A 19,350-nucleotide genomic window follows, 5' to 3' on the forward strand; every position below is an offset into this window, starting at 1 on the left:
CCGCCCCTCAGTCGTTCGCGAGTCGGGGCTCGCGAGCGTGGCGGTTGGCGGGAACGGGCAGGCCGAGGTTGCCGCGCAGGGTGTCGGCCGTGTACTCGGTGCGGTACAGCCCGCGCTTCTGCAGCAGGGGGACGACACCGTCGACGAAGAGGTCGAGGTCCTCGGAGGTGCGGAAGGCGAGGTTGATCCCGTCGAACGTGCCCGCGGCGAACCACTGCTCGATGGTGTCGGCGACGGTCTCCGGGGCCCCGACGAAGGGCGACCGGTGGAACGCGTTGACCGACTCGGCGACCTGACGCAGGGTGAGGTTCTCCGCCCGGGCGCGCTCGATGAGCTTGCCGGCTCCGGTCCGGCCGCCCTTCTCGGCGAGGTGGGCGACGTCCGGGAACGGTGCGTCCAGGTCGTGCGTGCTGAAGTCGTACGCGCCGAAGGAGCGGCCCAGGAGCGCCAGGTTGCGGTCGAAGTCGTTGTCCTCCTCGAAGATCTCCCGTTCGCGCCGCCTCGCGGCCTCGTCCGTCGCGCCGACGACCGGGCCGCCGTGGATGAAGATCTTGATGTGCTCGGGGTCCCGGCCGTAGGACGCGGTACGCCGCTTGACGTCGGCGTAGTACTCCTGGGCCTGCTCCAGCGAGCCGCCCGGTGCGTAGATCCCCTCGGCGACCTGCGCGGCGAGGTCGCGGCCCTCGGCCGAGACCCCGGCCTGGAAGATGACCGGCTGGCCCTGGGGCGAGCGGGAGATGTTGAGGGGGCCCGCGACCTGGAAGTGCTCTCCGGCGTGGTCGAGGGCATGGAGCTTGTCCGGGTCGAGGAAGAGGTCGCGCTCCACGTCGGCCGGGAAGGCGTCGTCCTCGTAGGAGTCCCACAGACCGCGGGCCACCTTGACGAATTCGAGCGCGCGGCCGTAGCGGGTGGCGTAGTCGAGGTGTTCGTCGAGCCCGAAGTTCCTGGACGTTCCGGTGTCGAAGCTGGTCACCACGTTCCACCCGGCGCGGCCGCCGCTGATGTGGTCGAGGGAGGCGAACCGGCGGGCGAGGTTGAAGGGGGAGTTGTACGTCGAACTCGCGGTGCCGACCAGGCCGATGTGCCGGGTGTGGGTGGCGACCGCGGACAGCAGGGTGAGCGGCTCCAGGCGGTTCAGGTAGTGGGCGGGATAGGTGGCGTTGATGAACTGGCTGTCGACGATGAAGAGGGCGTCGAAGAGCGCGTGCTCCGCAGCCTGGGCCTGCCGGATGTAGTGGTTGATGTCGATGCTGGAGTTCTTCGCCACGCGCGGGTCCTTCCAGAGGCCGTGCTGGCCGGGGCCTCCGACTCCGTACGGGTGCAGTGCGAGGTGGATCGTGCGGGACATGGCTTGTTCCTTCCGAGGGGTGTTCAGGCGTCGAGCAGGGCGCGCAGGGCTTCGCGTTCGGCGCGGCTCGCGGGAGCGGTGCGCAGGGTGGGCGCGGAACCGACGAGCAGGCGGGTGTAGGCGTGCCGGGGTTCGTTGATGACGTCGCGGGCCGCACCGGTCTCGACGAGCTCGCCGCGGTGGAGCACGGCGATGCGGTCGGCGGTCCCGGCGACGGATCCGAGGTCGTGGGAGATGAGGACGAGGGCGACCCCGGCGGCCCCGAGCTCCTTGAGGATCTCCAGGACCTGGACGCGGTTGGCGGAGTCCAGGGCGCTGACGGGCTCGTCGAGGATGACGAGCCGCGGCTCGGTGATCAGCGCGCGGGCCACGGCGACCCGCTGCCGCTGTCCGCCGGAGAGCTCTCCGGGCAGCCGGCCGAGCAGGTCCTCCGAGAGGCGGACGCGATCGAGGAAGGAACGGGCCAGCGGGGCCGCCTCCTTGCGCCCCGTTCCCTGGATGAGCAGGGGTTCGATCAGGGAGTCCTCGATGGTGAGGTCCGGGTCGAGACTGCGCAGCGGGTCCTGGAAGACGTACTGGACCACTCCGCGGCGGCGCAGCGCGCGCCACCGGCGGTTGCCGTACGCGGTGACGTCCTCGCCCCCGACGGTGACCGAGCCGGCCGAGGCGCGCACCAGCCCGAGGGCGGCGCGGGCGAGGGTGGACTTGCCCGACCCGGTCTCGCCGATGACGCCGACGGTCTCGCCGGGTGCGACGCTCAGCGAGACCCCGCACAAGGCGTGGTGGCGCCGGCGGCCCCGGCCGTAGTGCACGTCGAGGCCCGTGACCTCCAGGGCCGGCTCGGGGGCGACCGTGTGGCCGGACGTGTCCGTCCCCGGGGGTGTGGTGGTCATGACGCCTCCTTCGGCGTGAGGAACTTCTCCAGGCCGTACTGGTCGTGCTCGGCGATGAGCAGCCGGGTGTACTCGTGCTGCGGGTCGTACAGCACCGCCCGGGTCGGACCGTGCTCCACGACTTCGCCCTGCCGCATCACGAGGACCTCGTCGCACAGGTGGGCGACGACGGCCAGATCGTGGGACACGACCACGAGCGCCAGCCCGGAACGCTCGCGCAGTTCCGCGAGCAGGTCGAGGATCTCGGCCTGGACGGTGACGTCGAGCGCGGTCGTGGCCTCGTCGGCGATCAGGGCCCGCGGGTCGGCGGCGATCGCGGCCGCGATGAGGACGCGCTGGAGCATTCCTCCGGAGAGCTCGTAGGTGTACTGGCCGTAGACCAGCTCCGGGTCGCTCAGACGGACCGCCCGCAGCAGTTCGACGGCGCGGTGCCGGGCCTCGCGCCGCTTCAGTCCCTTCTTGACCCGGACGACCTCGGCGATCTGGGCGCCCACGCGGATCGAGGGGTTGAGGTAGGACGCCGGGTCCTGGAAGACCGCGCTGATCGTGGATCCGCGCAGGGCCGCCCACTGCGGGGGCGTCAGGGTCGCGATGTCGGTGCCGTCGATCTCCACGGAGCCGCCGGTGACCTCGAAGTGCGGGGGAAGGATGCCGAGCGCGGCCCGGCAGGTGAGGGTCTTGCCGCTGCCGGACTCTCCGACGATGCCGACCGCCTTGCCGGGGGTGAGTTCGAAGCTCACCCCGCGCACGATCTCCCGCTCGGTGACCCGGTCGCTGATGCGTACGTCGCGGACGGCGAGCACCGGCGGGGCACTCGGGCCGACGGTCGCGACGGTCCGGGTCTGCTCGGGGGCGGTGTGCTGGGACAGCAGCGTCATCGGGCACCTCCTGCGGGAACGGGGCGGCCCTTGCCGAGCCGGTTGGCGCGGACCGTGCGGTTGTCGGCCAGGGTCCGGCCCGCCTCGCCGGAGACGTCGCGGATCGCGTCGGCCAGGAGGTTGCTGGCCCAGACGGTGACCATGATCAGCAGGGCGGGTGGGACCGGGGCCCACGGCTGGTGGCTGAGGTAGCCCAGGTCCGAGGCGAGCAGCCCGCCCCAGGTGGGCGCGGGCGGCTGGACGCCGATACCGAGGAAGGTCAGGCTCGACACGATGACGAAACCGACGCCGATGGTCTGGGCGAGCGCGACCGCGATCGGCGGCAGCACCTTGACCCACACGTGGCGGCGCACGACCCAGCCGGTGGAGGCTCCGGAGATGAGCGCCGCCTCCACGTACGGGGAGCGGGCGACGGCCAGGGTGGCGGCGCGGGACACCCGGTAGAAGAGGGGGGAGACCAGCGCGCCCGTGACGAGCATGGCCTGGGTGAGGCCGTTGCCGAGCAGCGCGATCACGGCGACGGCGAACAGCAGGAACGGCAGGGCGACCAGGGTGTCCGCCAGACGGAGCGTGAGCCACTCGAAGACGCGGCCGAGGTAGACCGACAGGATGCCGGGGACCACGCCGACGGCCAGCGCCGTCAGGGCGACTTCGAGCGAGCCGAGGACGCTGACGCGGGAGCCGTCCAGGAGGCGGCTGAACACGTCGCGGCCGAGGTAGTCCGTGCCCAGCCAATGGGCTCCCGAGGCTGCCGCGAGGGTGTTGTCGCTGGTGGCCAGGGGATCCTGCGGGGCGAGCCACGGGCCGAGGATCGCGAGCAGCGCGATCACGGCGAGGATGACGACGGCGATTCGTCCGGACGTGAGTGAGAGAACGCGGCGCACCATGGGTCACACCCCCCGCTGAGAGGCCGGCGTCACGCGTGCCAGCACCAGGTTGACGATCAGGTTGAAGGAGACGACCAGGACGATGGACACGACGAGGACGCCCTGGACCGCGGGAACGTCGCCGGCCTGGGCGGAGTCGTTGGCGAACCTGCCGAAGCCCTGCAGGCCGAAGATCCACTCCGTGACGACGGAGGCACCGACGAGGGCGGGGAACTTCAGGCCGAGGGTGGCGAGCGTCGGGCCGAGGCCGTTGCGCAGGATGTGACCGAAGAAGACCCGACGGGGGCTCAGTCCCCGCACCACGGCGCCCGTCACGTAGTTCTCGCTGTGGGCGGCGACGAGTCCGGTGCGCAGCTGACGGGCGACGTCGGCGATGACGTCGCAGCTCAGGGCGAGGGCGGGCAGGGTGATGTGGGCGAGCCACGGGCCGATCCCCTGCTCGGCGGGTAGGTAGCCGGCCGAGGGGAACACATCGAGTCCGACCGCGAGGACGGCGACCAGCACGATGCCGACGACGAAGGGCGGCATCACGGAGATCACGGTGACGAATCCGGTGATCGCCCGGTCGATCCAGGTCGTGCGCCGGAGCGCCGCCAGCGTGCCGAGGGCGAAGCCGACGACGACTCCGATGACCAGCGCGAACGTCGCGACCGAGAGGCTCACGCCCAGGCCGAGTCCGATGAGGGTGGAGATGTCGGCGCCGTTGACCCAGCTGACGCCGAGCTCGCCGTGCAGGACGCCGGTGAACCAGTCCCCGTACTGGGCCAGGAAGGGCTTGTCGAGACCCCATTGGGCCTCGACCCGCTGGATCGCCTCGGGGGTCGCGTTCTCGCCGAGCTGGATCCGCGCCGGGCTGAGCCCGCTCAGCGACCGCAGCGCGAACGTCACGAAGGTGGCCACCAGGAACACGGGCACGAAGATCCCGGTCGAGCGGGCGATCACGCCCAGGATCCGGCCGAGCGCGTGCCGCGTCCTGGCTGCGGCGGCCCCTCGGCGCCGGGCGGGCACGACCTGGAGCGCGGTCGTCGTCATCGGTCTGCCTCCTATCTGTCGGATGTGGGCGGGGGGTCAGCTGCCGGAGATGGTCACGCCGGTCCAGTCGATGTGGGCCGGGTTGTTCGGCAGCCCGGAGACCTTCTTGCTCTTGGCCAGCAGGTTCGGCGAGGAGTACGTGAAGATGAGCGCCTTGCTCGCGAGCCCCGCCCGGGTCGCCGCCCGCAGCGCCTCGGTGTAGTCCGGTGCGTCGAGCGGCGTCTGACGGACCTTCGCGGTGGCCGCCGCGAAGCCCTCGGGCTCGTACGGGGTGCTGAGGTTCAGTGGGCCGTTGGGACCGAAGTGGGCGGTGAGGGTCTGCACCGCGGAGTCGCGGCCCGTGGTCGAGTACAGCGAGAAGGCCAGGTCCTTGGCGAAGAACGGGGTGGCCCAGTTCTTGTCGATCTTGATGGTGACGGTGACGCCGACCGCGGCCAGCTGCGACTGGACGATCTCCGCCTGCGGGTCCTCCGCGGGGATGACCAGGTCGAGCTCCAGGTCGCCGGCCCCGTGTCCCGCTTCGGCGAGGAGCTTCTTCGCCTTCGCCGGGTCGTAGGGGTAGGCGTTCTCCGACGTCGGGTCGTACGCCTCGTATCCCTTCGGGAACGGCTGGTCGGTCGTCTCGCCGTAGCCGAAGGTCAGTTTGTCGACGAACTCCTTGCGGTTGAACGCGTGGCGGAAGGCCTCGACGACCTTGTCGTCGTCGAACGGCGCCTTGTTGATGTTGAGGCTGATGTTGGAGGCGTTGAATCCGGGCTGGACGAAGACGTCCAGGCCGGCCTTCTCGGCCGCGTCCGCCTGGCTCGGGTCGAGGTCGGCGAAGTTGTAGACACCGGTCTGCAGCCCGGAGACGACGGTCGACGCGTCGGGGGCGGACACCAGCTCGACGTCGTCGATGTGGATGTTCTCCGCGTCCCAGTAGTCCGGGTTCTTCTTCAGGACGACCTTGGTGCCGGGGACCAGTTGCTCGACGACGAACGGGCCCGCGCCGACGGGGTTCTGGTCCAGCTTCTCCGGGGTCTCGGCCGCCTTGGGACTGGCGATCTGCAGGACGCGCTGACCGAGCAGCTGCGGTATCTGGTAGTCGACCTGGGAGAGTTGGAGCACCGCGTCGAGCCCGTCCGCCTCCACCGACTTGATCGAGGTGAGGTCACCGAAGAGCGCGGAGTTCTTCTGCTTCTGCGCCCGCTCGATCGCCGCCTTGACCGCGGTGGCGTCGACCGGCTCGCCGTCGCTGAACTTCAGACCGGGACGCAGGTGGAAGGTGATCCGGTCGCCCCTGTCGTTGTACTCCCAGCTCTCCGCCAGGTCGGGAACCGCCTTGCCGTCCTCGTCCGTACGGGTCAACGAGGCGTAGACCAGGGCGAGTTCACGGAACTGGGCGCCACTTCCGGAGACCACCGGGTCCCAGTGGGCGGGGAAGTACGAGGAGGCCCACTTCAGCGTGGAGCCGCCGGTCGCCGAGGAGGCCTCACCCCCGCAGGCGCTCAGGGCGGGGACGAGCAGGGAGACGAGGGCGGTTCCGAGGACCGCGGCCCGTCGGGCGGGCCGGACGGGTGCTGCGGGGCGGCGGATCGTGCGTCGTGCGGACATATCGCTCTCTCTGTGGTGGGTCCCGACCCGGACCGGGGCATGCGGGACCAGGGGAAGGAGGGGACGGATCGCCAGATACCCGCATGAATCCACCGGGCCGCAACCGCATGGAACCGTCGGCCCCGCCCCGGACGGGCAGGCCGGCGTACGCCTCGGCGCGTCCTGGGGCGGGCCGGGTCGGGACAGCCGGGATCGGCGGTCTCGCGGGGCGACCGGGACACGGGGAAGGCGCGCGGTGGGGCACGGGGGCACAGGCGCGGGGAGTTGACGGGCGTGGCCGCTGGAGCGTCGGGCAGCAGGTGCTGACGGCAGTGGTCAGGCGGCGCCTGCGGGCCGGGGTCGGCGGGCGGTCAGCGACAGAGAGCGCTGGAGGTGCGCCGCAGGTCCACGTAGCGGCACACCACGCCGGGGTGCGTCGTGAGCATGGTGACATCCTGTGGGCACCGATCGCCGGCTGTCAATGGACACCAATTGGTGTCTCATTCCGCGAAACGGCGTCGCCCCGCAGCTCAGGGCCCCGTGGTGGCGGGAGGGGCGGCCGCCGGATGCACCGCGGCCTCCTCGGGGTCCAGCCACAGCGGCCCGTTCGCGGTGTCCACGCGTACCGCGCCGGGTGGCGGCCAGGGACCGCGTGCCAGCACCAGGCGCTCCGGCTCCGTCAGGCTCCGGTAGTGCTCCAGCGCCACCGCCGGGGCGGTCGGTCCGACGGTGGCGAGGAGCCCCGGGCAGAGCTCGTCGACGGCCGTCGCGTACGCCTCGAAGGTCCGCCAGCCGGGCACGGCGCGGTGTCCCGCGGGGGTCCGGAACAGGAGCGTCGGCAGTGCGTAGCGGCGTCCGCCGTCGGCGGTCTCCTTGGCCGTGCCCGGATGCGGTGACCCGCCCCGGCCGGACAGGACTTCGGGAACCGGGCGGCGCGCCTCCGCACGGTCGGCACGCACCCGCTCCAGCGTCTCGGCGGACACGGCGTCGGCCCTCAGCCGCGCGGGGTCGAGGCCCCGCACACCCTGTACCGCGGACAGGGCCGACGCGGTGGTGTCCGCCGGTTCGCCGAGTACGAACACGGTCTCCCGCAGCCGCCGCAGCACCGGCCCGGCCACCTCGGGCCCCTGGAGCTCCGCGGCCTTGGCGACCAGCGAGGAGGGCCAGGAGCTGACCGCGACACGGCTGAGCCGGGCCGCACGGGGGGCCAGGGTGTGCCCGCCGATCTCCGCCAGGTGGCGTGCGTACCAGGCCGTCTCGGCAGCCGGGTCGGGCGGCGGGTCGTCGTCGTGGTCGAAGAGGACGGCGTACGCCCTCCGCCAGCGGACCCGGGCGGGCAGGGCGGCCCGCAGCCTGCGGAAGACGGGTTCCGAGCCCCAGGCCCACGGGCACATCGGGTCGGTGTACTCCACCACCTCCAGCGGGGGTTCCGAAGCGGGTCCGGCACTCACGCGGCGTCGGCCCTGGACTGCCCGAGCGCACCGGAGGGCAGCAGCGAGGTCAGGGACTGCCCGCCCAGGAGCGCCACCGCACTCGCCTCGACCTGCCGCCACAGAGCGGGCAGTCCCGCCGCGGGGCCGGGGTAGTCGAGCCCGCCCAGCGACTCGCCGCGCAGGGTGATCACCTCGCCGTCGACGGCGCGCACGATGTCGAGGAGGGTGATCTCCCCGGCCGGCCGGCCGAGCCAGTAGCCGCCTTCGCAGCCACGCTGACTGCGCACCAGACCCGCCTTGCGCAGCTCGCCCACGACGGACTTCAGGAATCGGAACGGGATGTCCTGCGAGGAGGCGATGGCCTCGCAGGTGAGCGGACGGCCAGGCTCACAGGCGAGCTCCAGGAGAGCACGCGTGGCGTAGTCCGCCTTCGCGGAGATATGCATGGCCTCATCATGCCCAAAGGACCCGTCCGGGGTGAGCGCTTCACCGGTTCCGCTCCTACGTTGCGGCAACATTGCCGCAGGTGAAGGGGAAAGGACACCTCTTGACATCCTTTTCGGCGCCGCTCTAGCGTCCCTGCCATGAGCGAGCCGTTGACGACCCCCGGTGAAGGGTTCCACCCTCATCTCCATGACGCCCCGGGCCGCCCCGCGGCACCACTCCACACCCGTCTGCACCACATTCGCGCGGACTCCCTGGACGGGGACACCGCGCAGACCGGCGGCATGCGCAGGTTCGCCGCCGTCAGCGGCAGGACCGTCGGTTCCGAGAAGCTGTGGATGGGCCAGACCCATGTGGCCCCCTCGACGTCCTCCTCCGACCACCACCACGGCGAGTCCGAGACCGCCATCCACGTGGTCGCCGGACACCCCGAGTTCGTCTTCGTGGACGACTCCGGTGGGACGCCCGAGGAGGTCCGGCTGCGCACCTCGCCCGGTGACTACATCTTCGTCCCGCCGTTCGTGCCGCACCGGGAGGAGAACCCCGACCCCACCGAGGAGGCCGTGGTCGTCATCGCCCGCAGCACGCAGGAGGCGATCGTGGTGAACCTCCCCCGGCTGTACGCCCTCCCGGCCGAGGACGCCTGACGGGCGGCGCGGGCCCGCCCCGGGCTCCGCGCCGCCGCCTCGCGTACCGGGTCCGGGGGCCCGCCGGACGACACCGGCCGGCCGGGGGTTCGCCGTCCTGAGCGTGCCGGGGTACGCGAGCCCGGTAGCGCTCCGGACGACGGGTCCCGGTAGGCCCTGTCCGACACATGACCACGCAGTGATCAGGAATCCAGCGTTCAGGGGACCGGGGCGAGCTCACTTGTCCTCATGGTCGAGGGCGCTGGTGATGCGTTCGGCGAGGGCGCGGCGTAGTTCGGGAGTCAGCCGCTCGGCGGTGAGGGATTCGTACAGCCACAGGCCGTCGGCGGCGAGCCGGGCGATGAACCGGTCGAGCGCGACCGGGTCGCCGGCGTCGGTGGTGGGCGATGGTGGGGCCCACCGTTCCATGACGGCGCCCCAGGGGGCTGCGTGTTCGGGTGTTGTGGATCCTTCGAGCATGAAGAGGAGTTCGGCCCGTGTGGCGCTGTGCGTGGTGACTCGGGTATAGGCGGTGAGCCGCTCGGTGGGGCTTGCCTCGCGGGCCGGTCTTCCGGCTGCGGCGGTCATCTGCGCCTCCCATTGGTCGGCGAGGTGCTGGTGGATGGCCTGGACGAGGTCCTCGCGGGAGGTGAAGTGGTAGAGGAGCCCGCCCTTGGTCAGGCCGGCTTCGGCGGCGACGGAGTCGAAGGTGACGCTCTTGACACCTTCGCGCTCCACGACGCGGGCTGCTGCTTCGAGGATCTGGGTTCGTTTGCTGGTCCGCATGGGTGCTCCCGGGTCGGGGTGTCAGTGGTGCGTGGGGGCGGACAGGGCCGATCCCGGTCCGTGGTGGCGCAGGAGGAGACCGGTCGTGACCGCGCCGACGGCGATGACGGCGGTGACCACGATCATCACGGTGAAATAGGCGCCGTCGAAGGCGTTGGACGCCGCGGTGATCAGTGTCGGGTCGTTCCCGGCCAGTGCGAGCGTGCTGTCGAGGCTGTCGCGCGCGGAGTCCGGGACTCCGGCGGGCAGGTCGACGGTCGATGTGTAGACGGCGGCCAGGAGACTGCCGAGCAGGGCGACGGCGATGAGGCTGCCGAACTCGTAGGACACCTCCTCCACGGAGGAAGCCATACCGGCACGGCGGGCCGGAACGTTGCCGATGATCGCGCTGGAGGCGACGGACATGGCCGCACCCAGGCCGGCACCCGTGATGAGCAGCCCGGTGATGAGCAGTCCCATGCTGGTGTCGAAGTTCAGCAGGATGAGCACGGAGCCGACCGCGCTGAGGGCCAGACCACCCGCGACGATGGGCAGCAGCCCCACCCGGTGCAGGCTCGCGCCGCCGGCCAGGGCTGTCGGGAGCGCCCCCACAGCGACGGCTGCGACCAGGACGCCGGCGCGCAGCGGGGTGAAGCCCTCCACGAGCTGGAACCGCTGTGTGGTGATCAGCTGAACACCGGCGATGGCGAACATGGAGAACCCGGCGGCCAGGACTCCGGCGAGGAAGGCCCGGTTTCGGAAGATCGAGAAGTCCAGTAGGGGGTAGGGCAGGTGGCTCTGGCGCCGTGCGAACGCCCAGCCACCGATGACGGCAGCCAGGGCGGCGGCAACGATGAGCAGGGGGGCGGGCTCCGTCTTCGCGGTTTCCTTGATCGCGATCACGAGGCCGACCAGGGCGACGAGCGCGAGAAGCGAGGAGGGCAGGTCCCACCGCTTCGTGGGGTCGGCGTCGTTGGGCGGCGCCAGGACCCGTGTGGCGACCAGTGCGGCGATGACGACGGGGACGTTGATCAGGAAGACCGATCCCCACCAGAAGCTCTGCAGCAGGAGCCCGCTGATGATCGGGCCCAGCGCGCTGCCGACGATCGCCAGGGTTCCCCAGATGGCGATGGCCACGTTGCGCTCGCGCTCGTCCTCGAACGTGATGCGGATCAATGCGAGCGTTGCGGGCATCATCGCCGCCGCGCCTACGGCCAGGAACGCCCGAGCCGCAATCAAGGTTTCCGGGGTCGGGGAGAACGCGGCAGCCAGCGAGGCGACACCGAAGACCGCCAGGCCGATCAGAAACATTCTTCGGTGCCCCACCCGGTCGCCCAGGGTGCCGCTGCCCAGCAGCAGCCCGGCCATCACCACCGGATAGGCGTTGATGATCCACAAGCCCTCGGAGCCGTTCGCGCCGAGCTCCTCCACAAGCGTCGGCAGCGCCGCGTACAGGATCGAGTTGTCCAGGGTGATCAGCAGAAGTCCCGCACTCACCACCGCCAGCAGCAGCCAACGCCGCCCCGCACTCGGAATCATTCCCGCACACCTCTCGATCAGCACCAGCGTTACCCTCATAACTGTACCTTTCGAAAGGTACAGTTATGAAACCACTGTGCGCCCGTACGTCGTCCCTCTCTGATGACCCGTACCGGCACGCACGCCGGTCCGCCGCCGACCTCCGGGCGGGGCCTGCCGGGGTCATGGCCCCGGCCGGAAGGGCCCGTCCGACGACCGGCCCGATGGCGGGGCGCGGCGGGCCGGTGCTGGACGTCCTCGTCACAGGCCCGAGGCGGTCATCATCCTCGTCACAGGCCCGAGGCGGTCATCATCGAGTCACTGATCACCATCCGGAGCAGCCTGCCGTGCACCCACGGCTGTGATCACCCCTCCACGAAATTCCGCGGAGCAGCACCGGCTCGGCCCCACGGTGCTGCCGACACCGCCGTTCGTGGTGCCGTCGCCCAGCGGTCGGATGCCCCCGGTGATGGTGTCCATGAGGGAGAGCGGCAGCTCGTCCCGTCCGGCGTCGAAGGCGAAGCGCACGATGACCGGCGTCTCGCTGCCCACCGCTGAGGGGAAGACGAGCGACTGCACGAACCCGCCGGGCCCCTTGCCGGTGGTGACCCGCCACCGCACCAGGTGGCCGGTGCGCCCCGCCACGCTCACGGATTCGGACGCCAGCACCTGGTGGGACCTGATCCCGCCGTGGGCCGGGTCCCCGACGGCGTTCTCCCCGTAGGCGGCTTCGGCGGCCGTCCCGACGTCCTCCCGGGCCAGCTCCTCCATGGACGTGAGGTCGCCGCTCGCCGTCCGCACGGTGACGGTGCCGCGGTGGCAGTAGCTCCCCGAATCACCTGGGCAGGTGTAGGAACCGGCCGTGCGCATCGTGGAGGCGTCGTCGAGGGTGTTCTCCGGCTTCTCCCAGCCTTCGGGCACCCGCAGGGTGACCCCGTTGAGCTGGTCCGTGAGGATCCGCGGGTCGCCGTCGCCGGGCGACGGGGCGGCGGGACCGCCGGTCTCCGTGGGGGCGGGCGGCGGCGCGGTACCGCTGGGCGCGGACCTCGGCGCCGTACCGCCGCCGCCGTCCGTGCCCAGCACCGCGAATCCGGTGACGGCCGCGGCCACGACCGCCAGGGCGGCCACGGTGACCGCGACGGCCCTGGTGGTGCGGCCGCTCCCCCGGGCCGGCACCCCGGGCCCCCGGGGAGCGGACTGCGGCTGGAGCGCCATGGGCTGCGTCACGGCGGACGACCGGGTGTGCCCGGTCCACGCCGTGCCGTCCCACCAGCGCTCCGCGCCCGGCACGTTCGCGTCCGGGTACCAGCCGGGTGGTGTCGCGTTGCTCATGCCCTCCACTCTAGGGAGCGGTCCTCCGGCGGGGGCCGTTACAGCGGGGTCACGTAGGCGCCCGAGATCCCGCCGTCGACGAGGAAGTCCGTGGCGTTGACGAACGAGGAGTCGTCGCTCGCGAGGAAGGCGACGGCGGCGGCGATCTCCGTCGCGTCGGCGAACCGGCCGAGGGGGATGTGCACGAGCCGGCGGGCTGCGCGCTCCGGGTCCTTGGCGAAGAGCTCCCGCAGCAGCGGGGTGTCGACCGGTCCCGGGCACAGGGCGTTGACCCGGATGCCCTCGCGGGCGAACTGCACCCCGAGCTCGCGGGACATGGCGAGGACCCCGCCCTTGGACGCGGTGTACGAGATCTGGGAGGTCGCCGCGCCCATCCGCGCCACGAAGGAGGCGGTGTTGATGATGGAGCCGCGTCCCTGGCGCCGCATGTAGGGGAGGGCCGCCTTGCAGCAGAGGTAGACGGAGGTGAGGTTGACGTCCTGGACGCGCTTCCACGCCTCCAGCCCGGTGGTGAGGATGGAGTCGTCGTCGGGCGGCGAGATCCCGGCGTTGTTGAAGGCGACGTCGACGGAGCCGTAGGTGTCGTACGCGGCCTTGAACAGCGCCTCCACCTGTTCGGGGTCGGTGACGTCGACGCGTACGAAGGTCCCGCCCACCTCCTCCGCGGCCGCCCGCCCCGCGCTCTCGTCGATGTCGCCGCAGACGACGTGGGCGCCCTCGGACGCCAGCCTGCGCGCGGTGGCGAGGCCGATGCCGCTTCCCGCTCCGGTGACGACGGCGGTGCGGCCGTTCAGGCGGCGGCAGATGTACCCGGGGTCGGTGGTCATGCGCGTTCAGGCCTCCGTGCCGATGAAGACGTTCTTGGTTTCGGTGAATGCCGCGAGGGCGTCGGGCCCCAGTTCACGGCCGAGTCCGGACTGCTTGACGCCGCCGAACGGTGTCCAGTAGCGCACCGCCGAGTGGGAGTTGACGGAGAGGTTCCCGGCCCGGACCGCCCGGGAGACCCGCAGGGCACGGCCCACGTCACGGGTCCAGACCGAGCCGGCCAGGCCGTACTCGGTGGCGTTCGCCAGCCGGACCGCGTCCTCCTCGTCCTCGAAGGGCAGCACGACCGCGACCGGGCCGAAGACCTCCTCGGTGGCGACGGGCGCGTCCGGGCGGACGTCGGTGAGGACGGTCGGCGGGAACCAGAAGCCGGGGCCGTCGGGGGCGCCGCCGCGGATGCCGGCCGCGCCGTCGGGGACGTACGAACGGACCCGGTCGAGCTGTGCCCGCGAGATCAGGGGCCCCATCTGCGTCCTCCCGTCGCCGGGGTCGCCCACGACGACCGATTCGACGGCGGGGGCGAGGAGTCCGAGGAAGCGGTCGTACACGGACCGCTGGACGAGGATCCGGGTGCGGGCGCAGCAGTCCTGGCCCGCGTTGTCGAGGAAGGACATGGGCGCGGCCGCCGCTGCGGCCTCGATGTCGGCGTCGGCGAAGACCAGCGTGGGGCTCTTGCCCCCGAGTTCGAGGGTCAGCCGCTTCACGCGGTCGGCGCACCTGGCCATGATCTGCTTGCCGACCCGGGTGGAACCGGTGAAGACGATCTTGGCGACTCCCGGGTGCTCGACCAGGGCGTTGCCGGTCACCTCGCCCGCGCCGGGCAGCACCTGGAAGAGGTGTTCGGGCAGGCCCGCGTCGAGGGCCAGCCGGGCCAGGTGCAGGGCGGTGAGCGGGGTGGTCTCGGCGGGTTTGAGGAGTACGGCGTTCCCGGCTGCCAGGGCGGGTGCGGTGCCCCAGGCGGCGACCGGCATGGGGAAGTTCCAGGGGGCGATCACCCCCACGACCCCGAGGGGTTCGAGGAAGGTGACGTCGATCCCGCCGGGCACGGGGATCTGACGCCCGGTGAGACGCTCCACTCCCCCGGCCGCGTAGTCGAGCAGGTCCCGGACGTTGCCCGCCTCCCAGCGGGCGTTGCCCAGGGTGTGGCCCGCCTCGGTGACCTCCAGCCGGGCCAGTTGCTCGGCGTGTTCGTCGACGAGGACGGCGAAGCGGCGCAGCAGCCGGGCCCGGTCGGCCGGGGCCAGGGCCGCCCAGGTCCGCTGGGCGGCCGCGGCCCGGGTGACGGCGGCGTGGACCTCGCCGACGGTGGTGGCGGGGACGGTGGCGACGAGCTCCTCGGTCGCCGGGTTCAGCACACGGTGCTCGGTGATCACGGGGTCCCGGGACTCGGAGTCGTCGGTCCCGGGCGTCACGGTCACGGGCGTCACGGTCACGGGCGTCACGGTCACGGGGTCGGGGGTCACGGGGTCGGGGGTCACGGGGTGCCTCACAGGCGTTCGAAGGAGCGGCGGAGCTCCCAGTCGGTGACCGCGGCGTCGAAGGCCTCCAGTTCGACGCGCGCCATGTTGCGGTAGTGCGCGACGATCTCGTCGCCGAACGCCTCCCTGGCCACGTCGCTTTCCTCCCAGAGGGCGGCGGCGTCGCGGAGAGTGGTGGGGACCTGGTCGTAACCGGCGGTGTAGGCGTTGCCCTCGCACGCCTCGGGGAGCTCCAGCCCGCGCTCGATGCCGTGGAGCCCGGCGGCGACGAGGCCGGCGACCGCGAGGTAGGGGTTGACGTCCCCGCCGGGCAGCCGGTTCTCGAAGCGCATCGAGCGGCCGTGTCCGACGACCCGCAGGGCGCAGGTGCGGTTGTCGTGGCCCCAGGCGACGGCGGTCGGGGCGAAGGAGCCGGGCTGGAAGCGCTTGTAGGAGTTGATGTTCGGCGCGTAGAGCAGGGAGAAGTCGCGCAGGGCGGCGAGCTGCCCGGCGAGGAACTGGCGCATCACCGGCGACATGGTGCCGTCCTCACCGGCCATGACGCTTCGCCCGTCGGCGTCCTGGAGCGAGAGGTGGATGTGGCAGGAGTTGCCCTCGCGCTCGTTGAACTTGGCCATGAAGGTGAGCGCGACCCCTTCCTGGGCGGCGATCTCCTTGGAGCCCGTCTTGTAGACGGCGTGCTGGTCACAGGTGACGAGGGCCTCGTCGTAGCGGAAGACGATCTCGTGCTGGCCGGGGTTGCACTCACCCTTGGCGGACTCGACCGTGAGGCCCGCGCCCCTCATCTCGTTGCGGATGCGGCGCAGCAGGGGCTCGATGCGGCCGGTGCCGAGGACGGAGTAGTCGATGTTGTACTGGTTGACCGGGGTCAGGTCGCGGTAGTTGCGGTCCCAGGCCTGCTCGTAGGTGTCCTTGAAGACGATGAATTCGAGCTCGGTCCCCACGTGCGCCGTGAGGCCGTGCCCGGCGAGGCGCTCCAGCTGCCTCCGGAGGATCTGGCGGGGCGCGGCGGCCACGGGCGAACCGTCCTCCCAGGCGAGGTCGGCCATGACCATGGCGGTGCCCTCGTGCCAGGGGATGCGGCGGAGGGTCGCGAGGTCGGGACGCATGGCGAAGTCGCCGTAGCCGTTGGACCACGAGGACATCGCGAATCCGTCGACCGTGTTCATGTCCGTGTCGACGGCGAGCAGGTAGTTGCAGCCCTCCGTGCCGTGTTCCAGCACCTCGTCGAGGAAGAAGGCCGCCGCGAAGCGCTTTCCCTGGAGCCGGCCCTGCATGTCGGGGAAGGCGAGGACCACGGTGTCGATCTCACCGCTCCGGACGAGGGCGCGCAGCTCCTCGGTCCCGAGCGGGGGTGTTCGGTCTGCCACGGGGGTACTCCTCGCTCGGCCGGCGGGAAGGCACGGCCGGTCGGTCTAAGGTATGGGAGAAAACCATTGGGGGGAAGGGAATCGGGACGTGGCGGAGGAGAACGGGGAGCCCGGGGTCTTCGAACGGCTGCTGCCCGTGCTGCGGCCGGTCCGCGCGGGCAACGGCTTCGAGGAGGCCCTGGAGCAGATCCTCCAGGTCGTCCGGCTCGGCCTGGTGCCCGCCGGCGGCCGGCTGCCGGCCGAGCGCGAGCTGGCCGAGCACCTCCGCATCAGCCGCGTCACCCTGCGGGAGGTGCTGAAGGTGCTCCAGGACCAGGGGCTGATCGAGGCGAGACGCGGCCGGTACGGCGGTACGTTCGTACTCCCCCGCACCGGTTCGGCCGACGGCGACGAGCTGCGCCGCCGGGTGGCGGGGGCCGACATCGAGGACATCCTGCGTTTCCGCGAGGTACTGGAGACGGGCGCGGCCGGACTGTGCGCGGTGCACGGCCTCGACGACGAGGGCGTGGACCGGCTGCGGACGGCTCTGACGGCGACTCACGAAGCACCTCTGCCCGACTACCGCAGGCTCGACACCCTCTTCCACCTCACGCTGGCCGAGCTCTGCGGCTCCCCCTCCCTCACCGCCCAGTACGCGGCCGTACGGGCGACCGTGAACGACCTGCTGGACTGCATACCCCTGCTCGTGCGGAACCTGGAGCATTCGCAGCACCAGCACACGGCGCTCGTCGAGGCGGTGCTCGACGGCGACGAGGAGGCGGCGCGCGCGGTGATGCGCGAGCACTGCGCGGGGACGGCGGCGCTCCTGCGGGGATTCCTGGCCTGAACCCGCCCTTCCGGATCATCTCTCTTGCGCGGCGGCCCGCCACGCACAAAGGTATGACGCAACACCATTGCACTGGGCCGGTCCGCGTGCCGCCCGCCGGAAGGACCGCACCATGCACGAACCGCTCATCGGCGTCACCACCTATCTGGAGCCGGCGGCTCGCTGGGGTGTCTGGGAGCTCCCCGCGGCGGTGCTCCCCTCGGCGTATCCGCGGCTGGTGCAGCGGTCCGGCGGCCTGGCGGCCCTGCTGCCCCCGGACGACCCGGAGCGGGCCGCGGCCGTCGTGGACCGGCTGGACGGTCTGGTGATCGCGGGCGGCGCCGATGTCGATCCCGGGCTGTACGGCGCGGAGCGCGACTTCCGGACCGGGCCGCCCGCGCACGAACGCGACGCCTGGGAGCTGGCACTGCTTCGCGCCGCGATGGAGGCGGGCACCCCGGTGCTCGGCATCTGCCGCGGCATGCAGCTGCTCAACGTGGCGCTGGGCGGCACACTGACCCAGCATCTGGACGGGCACACCGGTCCGTTCGGCAAGGCGGGCGTCCTCGGTGAGCATCCGGTGGCCCCGGTGCCCGGGACGCTGTACGCCTCACTCGTCCCCGAGGACGCGTCCGTACCCACGTACCACCACCAGGCCGTGGAGCGGCTGGCGCCCGGCCTCGTGGCGTCCGCCCACGCGGCGGACGGCACGGTGGAGGCGGTCGAACTGCCGGGCGCGCAGTGGGTGCTGGGGGTGCAGTGGCATCCCGAGATGGGTGACGACCTCCGGATCATGCGGGCGCTCGTCGCGGCGGTCCGCGCGCGGCGGGGACCGTCGGACGCGGCCGCGCCGACCCGGCGGAGCCCGTCCGGCGTGTGAGGTCACGCCCCCGCGGTCCGGCCAGGATCCGCCGGGGCGGATGAGGTCACGCCACCGCGGTCACGCCCCGGCCAGCCGCGGGGCCCGATGCGGGCCGGGGCGGGCAGCAGGCCCGGCCAACCGTCGACAACACGCCTCAACGGCCCGCCGTCAACGCGAGCAGATCGCGGGCCGGGCCGGCGGGGCGGTGGCCCGAGGGCCAGACCGCGCGCAGCTGGCGCCGCAGGTGCACGCCCGGCACCGGGACGGTGACCAGGCGCCGGGCCGACAGCTCCTCGCCCAGTGCCAGTTCGCTCAGCACGCAGGGGCCCGCCCCGCTCTCCGCCGCCCCCTTCACCGCGGTGGTCGAGGAGAGTTCGAGCAGGGGCCGTGCCAGTCCGCCGTGCACGGCGAGCGCGGCGTCCAGGACCTGACGGGTGCCCGAGCCGTGCTCGCGCAGGATCAGGGGCGTCCCGGCGAGCTCCTGCGGCGTCAGCCTGCTGCGCCGGCGGGCCCAGGGGTGGGACGGGGCGACCACGACGACGAGCCGGTCGTGCGCGATGACCGTGCCGTCGAGCCCCTCCGGCACGGACAAGCCCTCGACGAAGCCCAGATCGGCCTCACCGGCGAGCAGCCGCTGGGCGGCCACGGCCGAGTTGCCCGCGAGCAGCGACACGGCGGTGCCGGGCCGTTCGGCGCGCAGCGCGATCAGCCAGCCGGGCAGCAGGTACTCCGCGATGGTCATGCTCGCGGCGACCCGGAGCCGGGAGTCGCGCCGGTCCCGCAGCGCCTGCGCCCCCGCGTCGAACGCCTCGGCGGCCTCGACGACCCGGCGCGCCCAGTCGGTCACGAGTGCTCCCGCGTCGGTGAGCCGGGAGCCGCGCGGCGAACGGTCCAGGAGTGCGACACCGAGCTGCCGTTCCATCGACCGGATGCGGCTGGAGGCGGCGGGCTGGGTGATGCCGACGTCCCGCGCCGCCCGGCCCAGGCTCCCGTGCCGGGCGACGGCCAGCAGCAGCACCATCGCGCCGAGGTCCGGAACCCGGTGGGACAGCGGGGAAGCCTGCTCGGGCACGGTGCGGGCGGCCGGGGCGGAAGCGGGTTCGGAGCCGGTTCCGTCACCCGGCGAGCCCGATGCGGGGTCGGACACGGAGCTGGACATACATTCAGCTTATGACCTCATAGACCGGGACTCCCTGGTGGGTCGCGGTCCGCCCGCCGAAGATCGTGGCATGGCCATCCTTCCGCAGATCCGGACCCCGGCGCCCGCCCTCCCTCCCGCCCT

The 19,350-nt window shown here is 72.2% G+C and carries 18 protein-coding genes; 3 read left to right on the top strand and 15 right to left on the bottom strand.

Annotated elements, in window-relative coordinates; all coding sequences use genetic code 11:
• Positions 1 to 7: 7 nt before the first annotated feature.
• The 8 genes from OG927_RS05715 to OG927_RS05750 form a co-directional block, all read right to left on the bottom strand.
• Positions 8 to 1,348, bottom strand: coding sequence for an NtaA/DmoA family FMN-dependent monooxygenase (locus OG927_RS05715; RefSeq protein ID WP_330319799.1), 1,341 nt, complete (start codon positions 1,346 to 1,348; stop codon positions 8 to 10).
• 23 nt (positions 1,349 to 1,371) lie between these two features.
• Positions 1,372 to 2,241: an ABC transporter ATP-binding protein gene (locus tag OG927_RS05720; RefSeq protein ID WP_330319800.1), complete on the bottom strand. Its 870-nt coding sequence runs from the start codon at positions 2,239 to 2,241 to the stop codon at positions 1,372 to 1,374.
• Complete coding sequence (locus OG927_RS05725) at positions 2,238 to 3,119, bottom strand: ABC transporter ATP-binding protein (protein WP_124282888.1); 882 nt, start codon at positions 3,117 to 3,119, stop codon at positions 2,238 to 2,240. The genes OG927_RS05720 and OG927_RS05725 overlap by 4 nt, the downstream gene beginning before the upstream one ends.
• Entirely contained in the window at positions 3,116 to 4,006 is an 891-nt protein-coding gene (locus OG927_RS05730) for an ABC transporter permease (RefSeq protein WP_056786625.1), read from the bottom strand. Before OG927_RS05730 ends, OG927_RS05725 begins: the two co-directional genes overlap by 4 nt.
• 3 nt (positions 4,007 to 4,009) lie before the next feature.
• Positions 4,010 to 5,038, bottom strand: coding sequence for an ABC transporter permease (locus OG927_RS05735; RefSeq protein WP_330319801.1), 1,029 nt, complete (start codon positions 5,036 to 5,038; stop codon positions 4,010 to 4,012).
• Positions 5,039 to 5,074: 36 nt separating this feature from the next.
• Positions 5,075 to 6,631: an ABC transporter substrate-binding protein gene (locus tag OG927_RS05740; RefSeq protein ID WP_330319802.1), complete on the bottom strand. Its 1,557-nt coding sequence runs from the start codon at positions 6,629 to 6,631 to the stop codon at positions 5,075 to 5,077.
• Between the two features lie 509 nt (positions 6,632 to 7,140).
• Positions 7,141 to 8,061, bottom strand: coding sequence for a DsbA family oxidoreductase (locus OG927_RS05745; RefSeq protein WP_330319803.1), 921 nt, complete (start codon positions 8,059 to 8,061; stop codon positions 7,141 to 7,143).
• A complete protein-coding gene (locus OG927_RS05750) occupies positions 8,058 to 8,489 on the bottom strand; it encodes an RrF2 family transcriptional regulator (protein WP_056786616.1) in 432 nt (143 codons plus the stop codon). Before OG927_RS05750 ends, OG927_RS05745 begins: the two co-directional genes overlap by 4 nt.
• 138 nt (positions 8,490 to 8,627) lie before the next feature.
• Between OG927_RS05750 and OG927_RS05755 the strand changes: the two genes are divergently transcribed.
• Positions 8,628 to 9,134, top strand: coding sequence for a cupin domain-containing protein (locus OG927_RS05755; protein ID WP_056786614.1), 507 nt, complete (start codon positions 8,628 to 8,630; stop codon positions 9,132 to 9,134).
• A 216-nt stretch (positions 9,135 to 9,350) separates the two neighbouring features.
• Here OG927_RS05755 and OG927_RS05760 read toward each other — a convergent pair whose 3' ends face one another.
• From OG927_RS05760 to OG927_RS05785, 6 genes are all read right to left on the bottom strand, one after another.
• Positions 9,351 to 9,899 (bottom strand): TetR/AcrR family transcriptional regulator, encoded by a 549-nt coding sequence (locus OG927_RS05760; RefSeq protein ID WP_056786611.1) that lies wholly within the window; start codon positions 9,897 to 9,899, stop codon positions 9,351 to 9,353.
• A 21-nt stretch (positions 9,900 to 9,920) separates the two neighbouring features.
• On the bottom strand, positions 9,921 to 11,417 hold the full coding sequence (locus OG927_RS05765) for an MFS transporter (RefSeq protein ID WP_056787514.1): 1,497 nt from the start codon (positions 11,415 to 11,417) through the stop codon (positions 9,921 to 9,923).
• Positions 11,418 to 11,714: 297 nt separating this feature from the next.
• Positions 11,715 to 12,728 carry a DUF2510 domain-containing protein gene (locus tag OG927_RS05770; RefSeq protein WP_330319804.1) on the bottom strand — a complete coding sequence of 338 codons (1,014 nt, stop codon included), beginning with the start codon at positions 12,726 to 12,728 and terminating at the stop codon, positions 11,715 to 11,717.
• Positions 12,729 to 12,766: 38 nt separating this feature from the next.
• The gene (locus OG927_RS05775) at positions 12,767 to 13,555 is read right to left on the bottom strand and encodes a 3-oxoacyl-ACP reductase (protein ID WP_330319805.1); all 789 of its coding nucleotides are present in this window, start codon (positions 13,553 to 13,555) and stop codon (positions 12,767 to 12,769) included.
• 6 nt (positions 13,556 to 13,561) lie between these two features.
• Entirely contained in the window at positions 13,562 to 14,926 is a 1,365-nt protein-coding gene (locus OG927_RS05780) for an aldehyde dehydrogenase family protein (RefSeq protein ID WP_056787510.1), read from the bottom strand.
• A 113-nt stretch (positions 14,927 to 15,039) separates the two neighbouring features.
• A complete protein-coding gene (locus tag OG927_RS05785; RefSeq protein ID WP_209470850.1) occupies positions 15,040 to 16,401 on the bottom strand; it encodes a glutamine synthetase family protein in 1,362 nt (453 codons plus the stop codon).
• 52 nt (positions 16,402 to 16,453) lie between these two features.
• Here OG927_RS05785 and OG927_RS05790 point away from each other — a divergent pair, with 52 nt between their 5' ends.
• Both OG927_RS05790 and OG927_RS05795 read left to right on the top strand, forming a co-directional pair.
• A complete protein-coding gene (locus OG927_RS05790; RefSeq protein ID WP_056786604.1) occupies positions 16,454 to 17,227 on the top strand; it encodes a FadR/GntR family transcriptional regulator in 774 nt (257 codons plus the stop codon).
• Positions 17,228 to 17,339: 112 nt separating this feature from the next.
• A complete protein-coding gene (locus OG927_RS05795; RefSeq protein ID WP_056787507.1) occupies positions 17,340 to 18,086 on the top strand; it encodes a gamma-glutamyl-gamma-aminobutyrate hydrolase family protein in 747 nt (248 codons plus the stop codon).
• A gap of 136 nt (positions 18,087 to 18,222) precedes the next feature.
• Here the strand turns inward: OG927_RS05795 and OG927_RS05800 are convergent, their stop codons facing one another.
• Positions 18,223 to 19,089: a LysR family transcriptional regulator gene (locus OG927_RS05800; protein WP_242413096.1), complete on the bottom strand. Its 867-nt coding sequence runs from the start codon at positions 19,087 to 19,089 to the stop codon at positions 18,223 to 18,225.
• Between the last annotated feature and the right edge of the window lie 261 nt (positions 19,090 to 19,350).

The sequence above is a fragment of the Streptomyces clavifer genome (assembly GCF_036345975.1).
Taxonomy (GTDB): domain Bacteria; phylum Actinomycetota; class Actinomycetes; order Streptomycetales; family Streptomycetaceae; genus Streptomyces; species Streptomyces clavifer.

What these genes read in the sequence shown, in the direction of transcription:
- OG927_RS05720 (WP_330319800.1), bottom strand. Translation starts at nt 2,241, where the DNA reads ATGACCACCACACCCCCGGGGACGGACACGTCCGGCCACACGGTCGCC.
- OG927_RS05765 (WP_056787514.1), bottom strand. Translation starts at nt 11,417, where the DNA reads ATGATTCCGAGTGCGGGGCGGCGTTGGCTGCTGCTGGCGGTGGTGAGT.
- OG927_RS05755 (WP_056786614.1), top strand. Translation starts at nt 8,628, where the DNA reads ATGAGCGAGCCGTTGACGACCCCCGGTGAAGGGTTCCACCCTCATCTC.
- OG927_RS05790 (WP_056786604.1), top strand. Translation starts at nt 16,454, where the DNA reads ATGGGAGAAAACCATTGGGGGGAAGGGAATCGGGACGTGGCGGAGGAG.
- OG927_RS05770 (WP_330319804.1), bottom strand. Translation starts at nt 12,728, where the DNA reads ATGAGCAACGCGACACCACCCGGCTGGTACCCGGACGCGAACGTGCCG.
- OG927_RS05740 (WP_330319802.1), bottom strand. Translation starts at nt 6,631, where the DNA reads ATGTCCGCACGACGCACGATCCGCCGCCCCGCAGCACCCGTCCGGCCC.
- OG927_RS05725 (WP_124282888.1), bottom strand. Translation starts at nt 3,119, where the DNA reads ATGACGCTGCTGTCCCAGCACACCGCCCCCGAGCAGACCCGGACCGTC.
- OG927_RS05730 (WP_056786625.1), bottom strand. Translation starts at nt 4,006, where the DNA reads ATGGTGCGCCGCGTTCTCTCACTCACGTCCGGACGAATCGCCGTCGTC.
- OG927_RS05750 (WP_056786616.1), bottom strand. Translation starts at nt 8,489, where the DNA reads ATGCATATCTCCGCGAAGGCGGACTACGCCACGCGTGCTCTCCTGGAG.
- OG927_RS05735 (WP_330319801.1), bottom strand. Translation starts at nt 5,038, where the DNA reads ATGACGACGACCGCGCTCCAGGTCGTGCCCGCCCGGCGCCGAGGGGCC.
- OG927_RS05795 (WP_056787507.1), top strand. Translation starts at nt 17,340, where the DNA reads ATGCACGAACCGCTCATCGGCGTCACCACCTATCTGGAGCCGGCGGCT.
- OG927_RS05760 (WP_056786611.1), bottom strand. Translation starts at nt 9,899, where the DNA reads ATGCGGACCAGCAAACGAACCCAGATCCTCGAAGCAGCAGCCCGCGTC.
- OG927_RS05800 (WP_242413096.1), bottom strand. Translation starts at nt 19,089, where the DNA reads ATGGTGCTGCTGCTGGCCGTCGCCCGGCACGGGAGCCTGGGCCGGGCG.
- OG927_RS05715 (WP_330319799.1), bottom strand. Translation starts at nt 1,348, where the DNA reads ATGTCCCGCACGATCCACCTCGCACTGCACCCGTACGGAGTCGGAGGC.
- OG927_RS05775 (WP_330319805.1), bottom strand. Translation starts at nt 13,555, where the DNA reads ATGACCACCGACCCCGGGTACATCTGCCGCCGCCTGAACGGCCGCACC.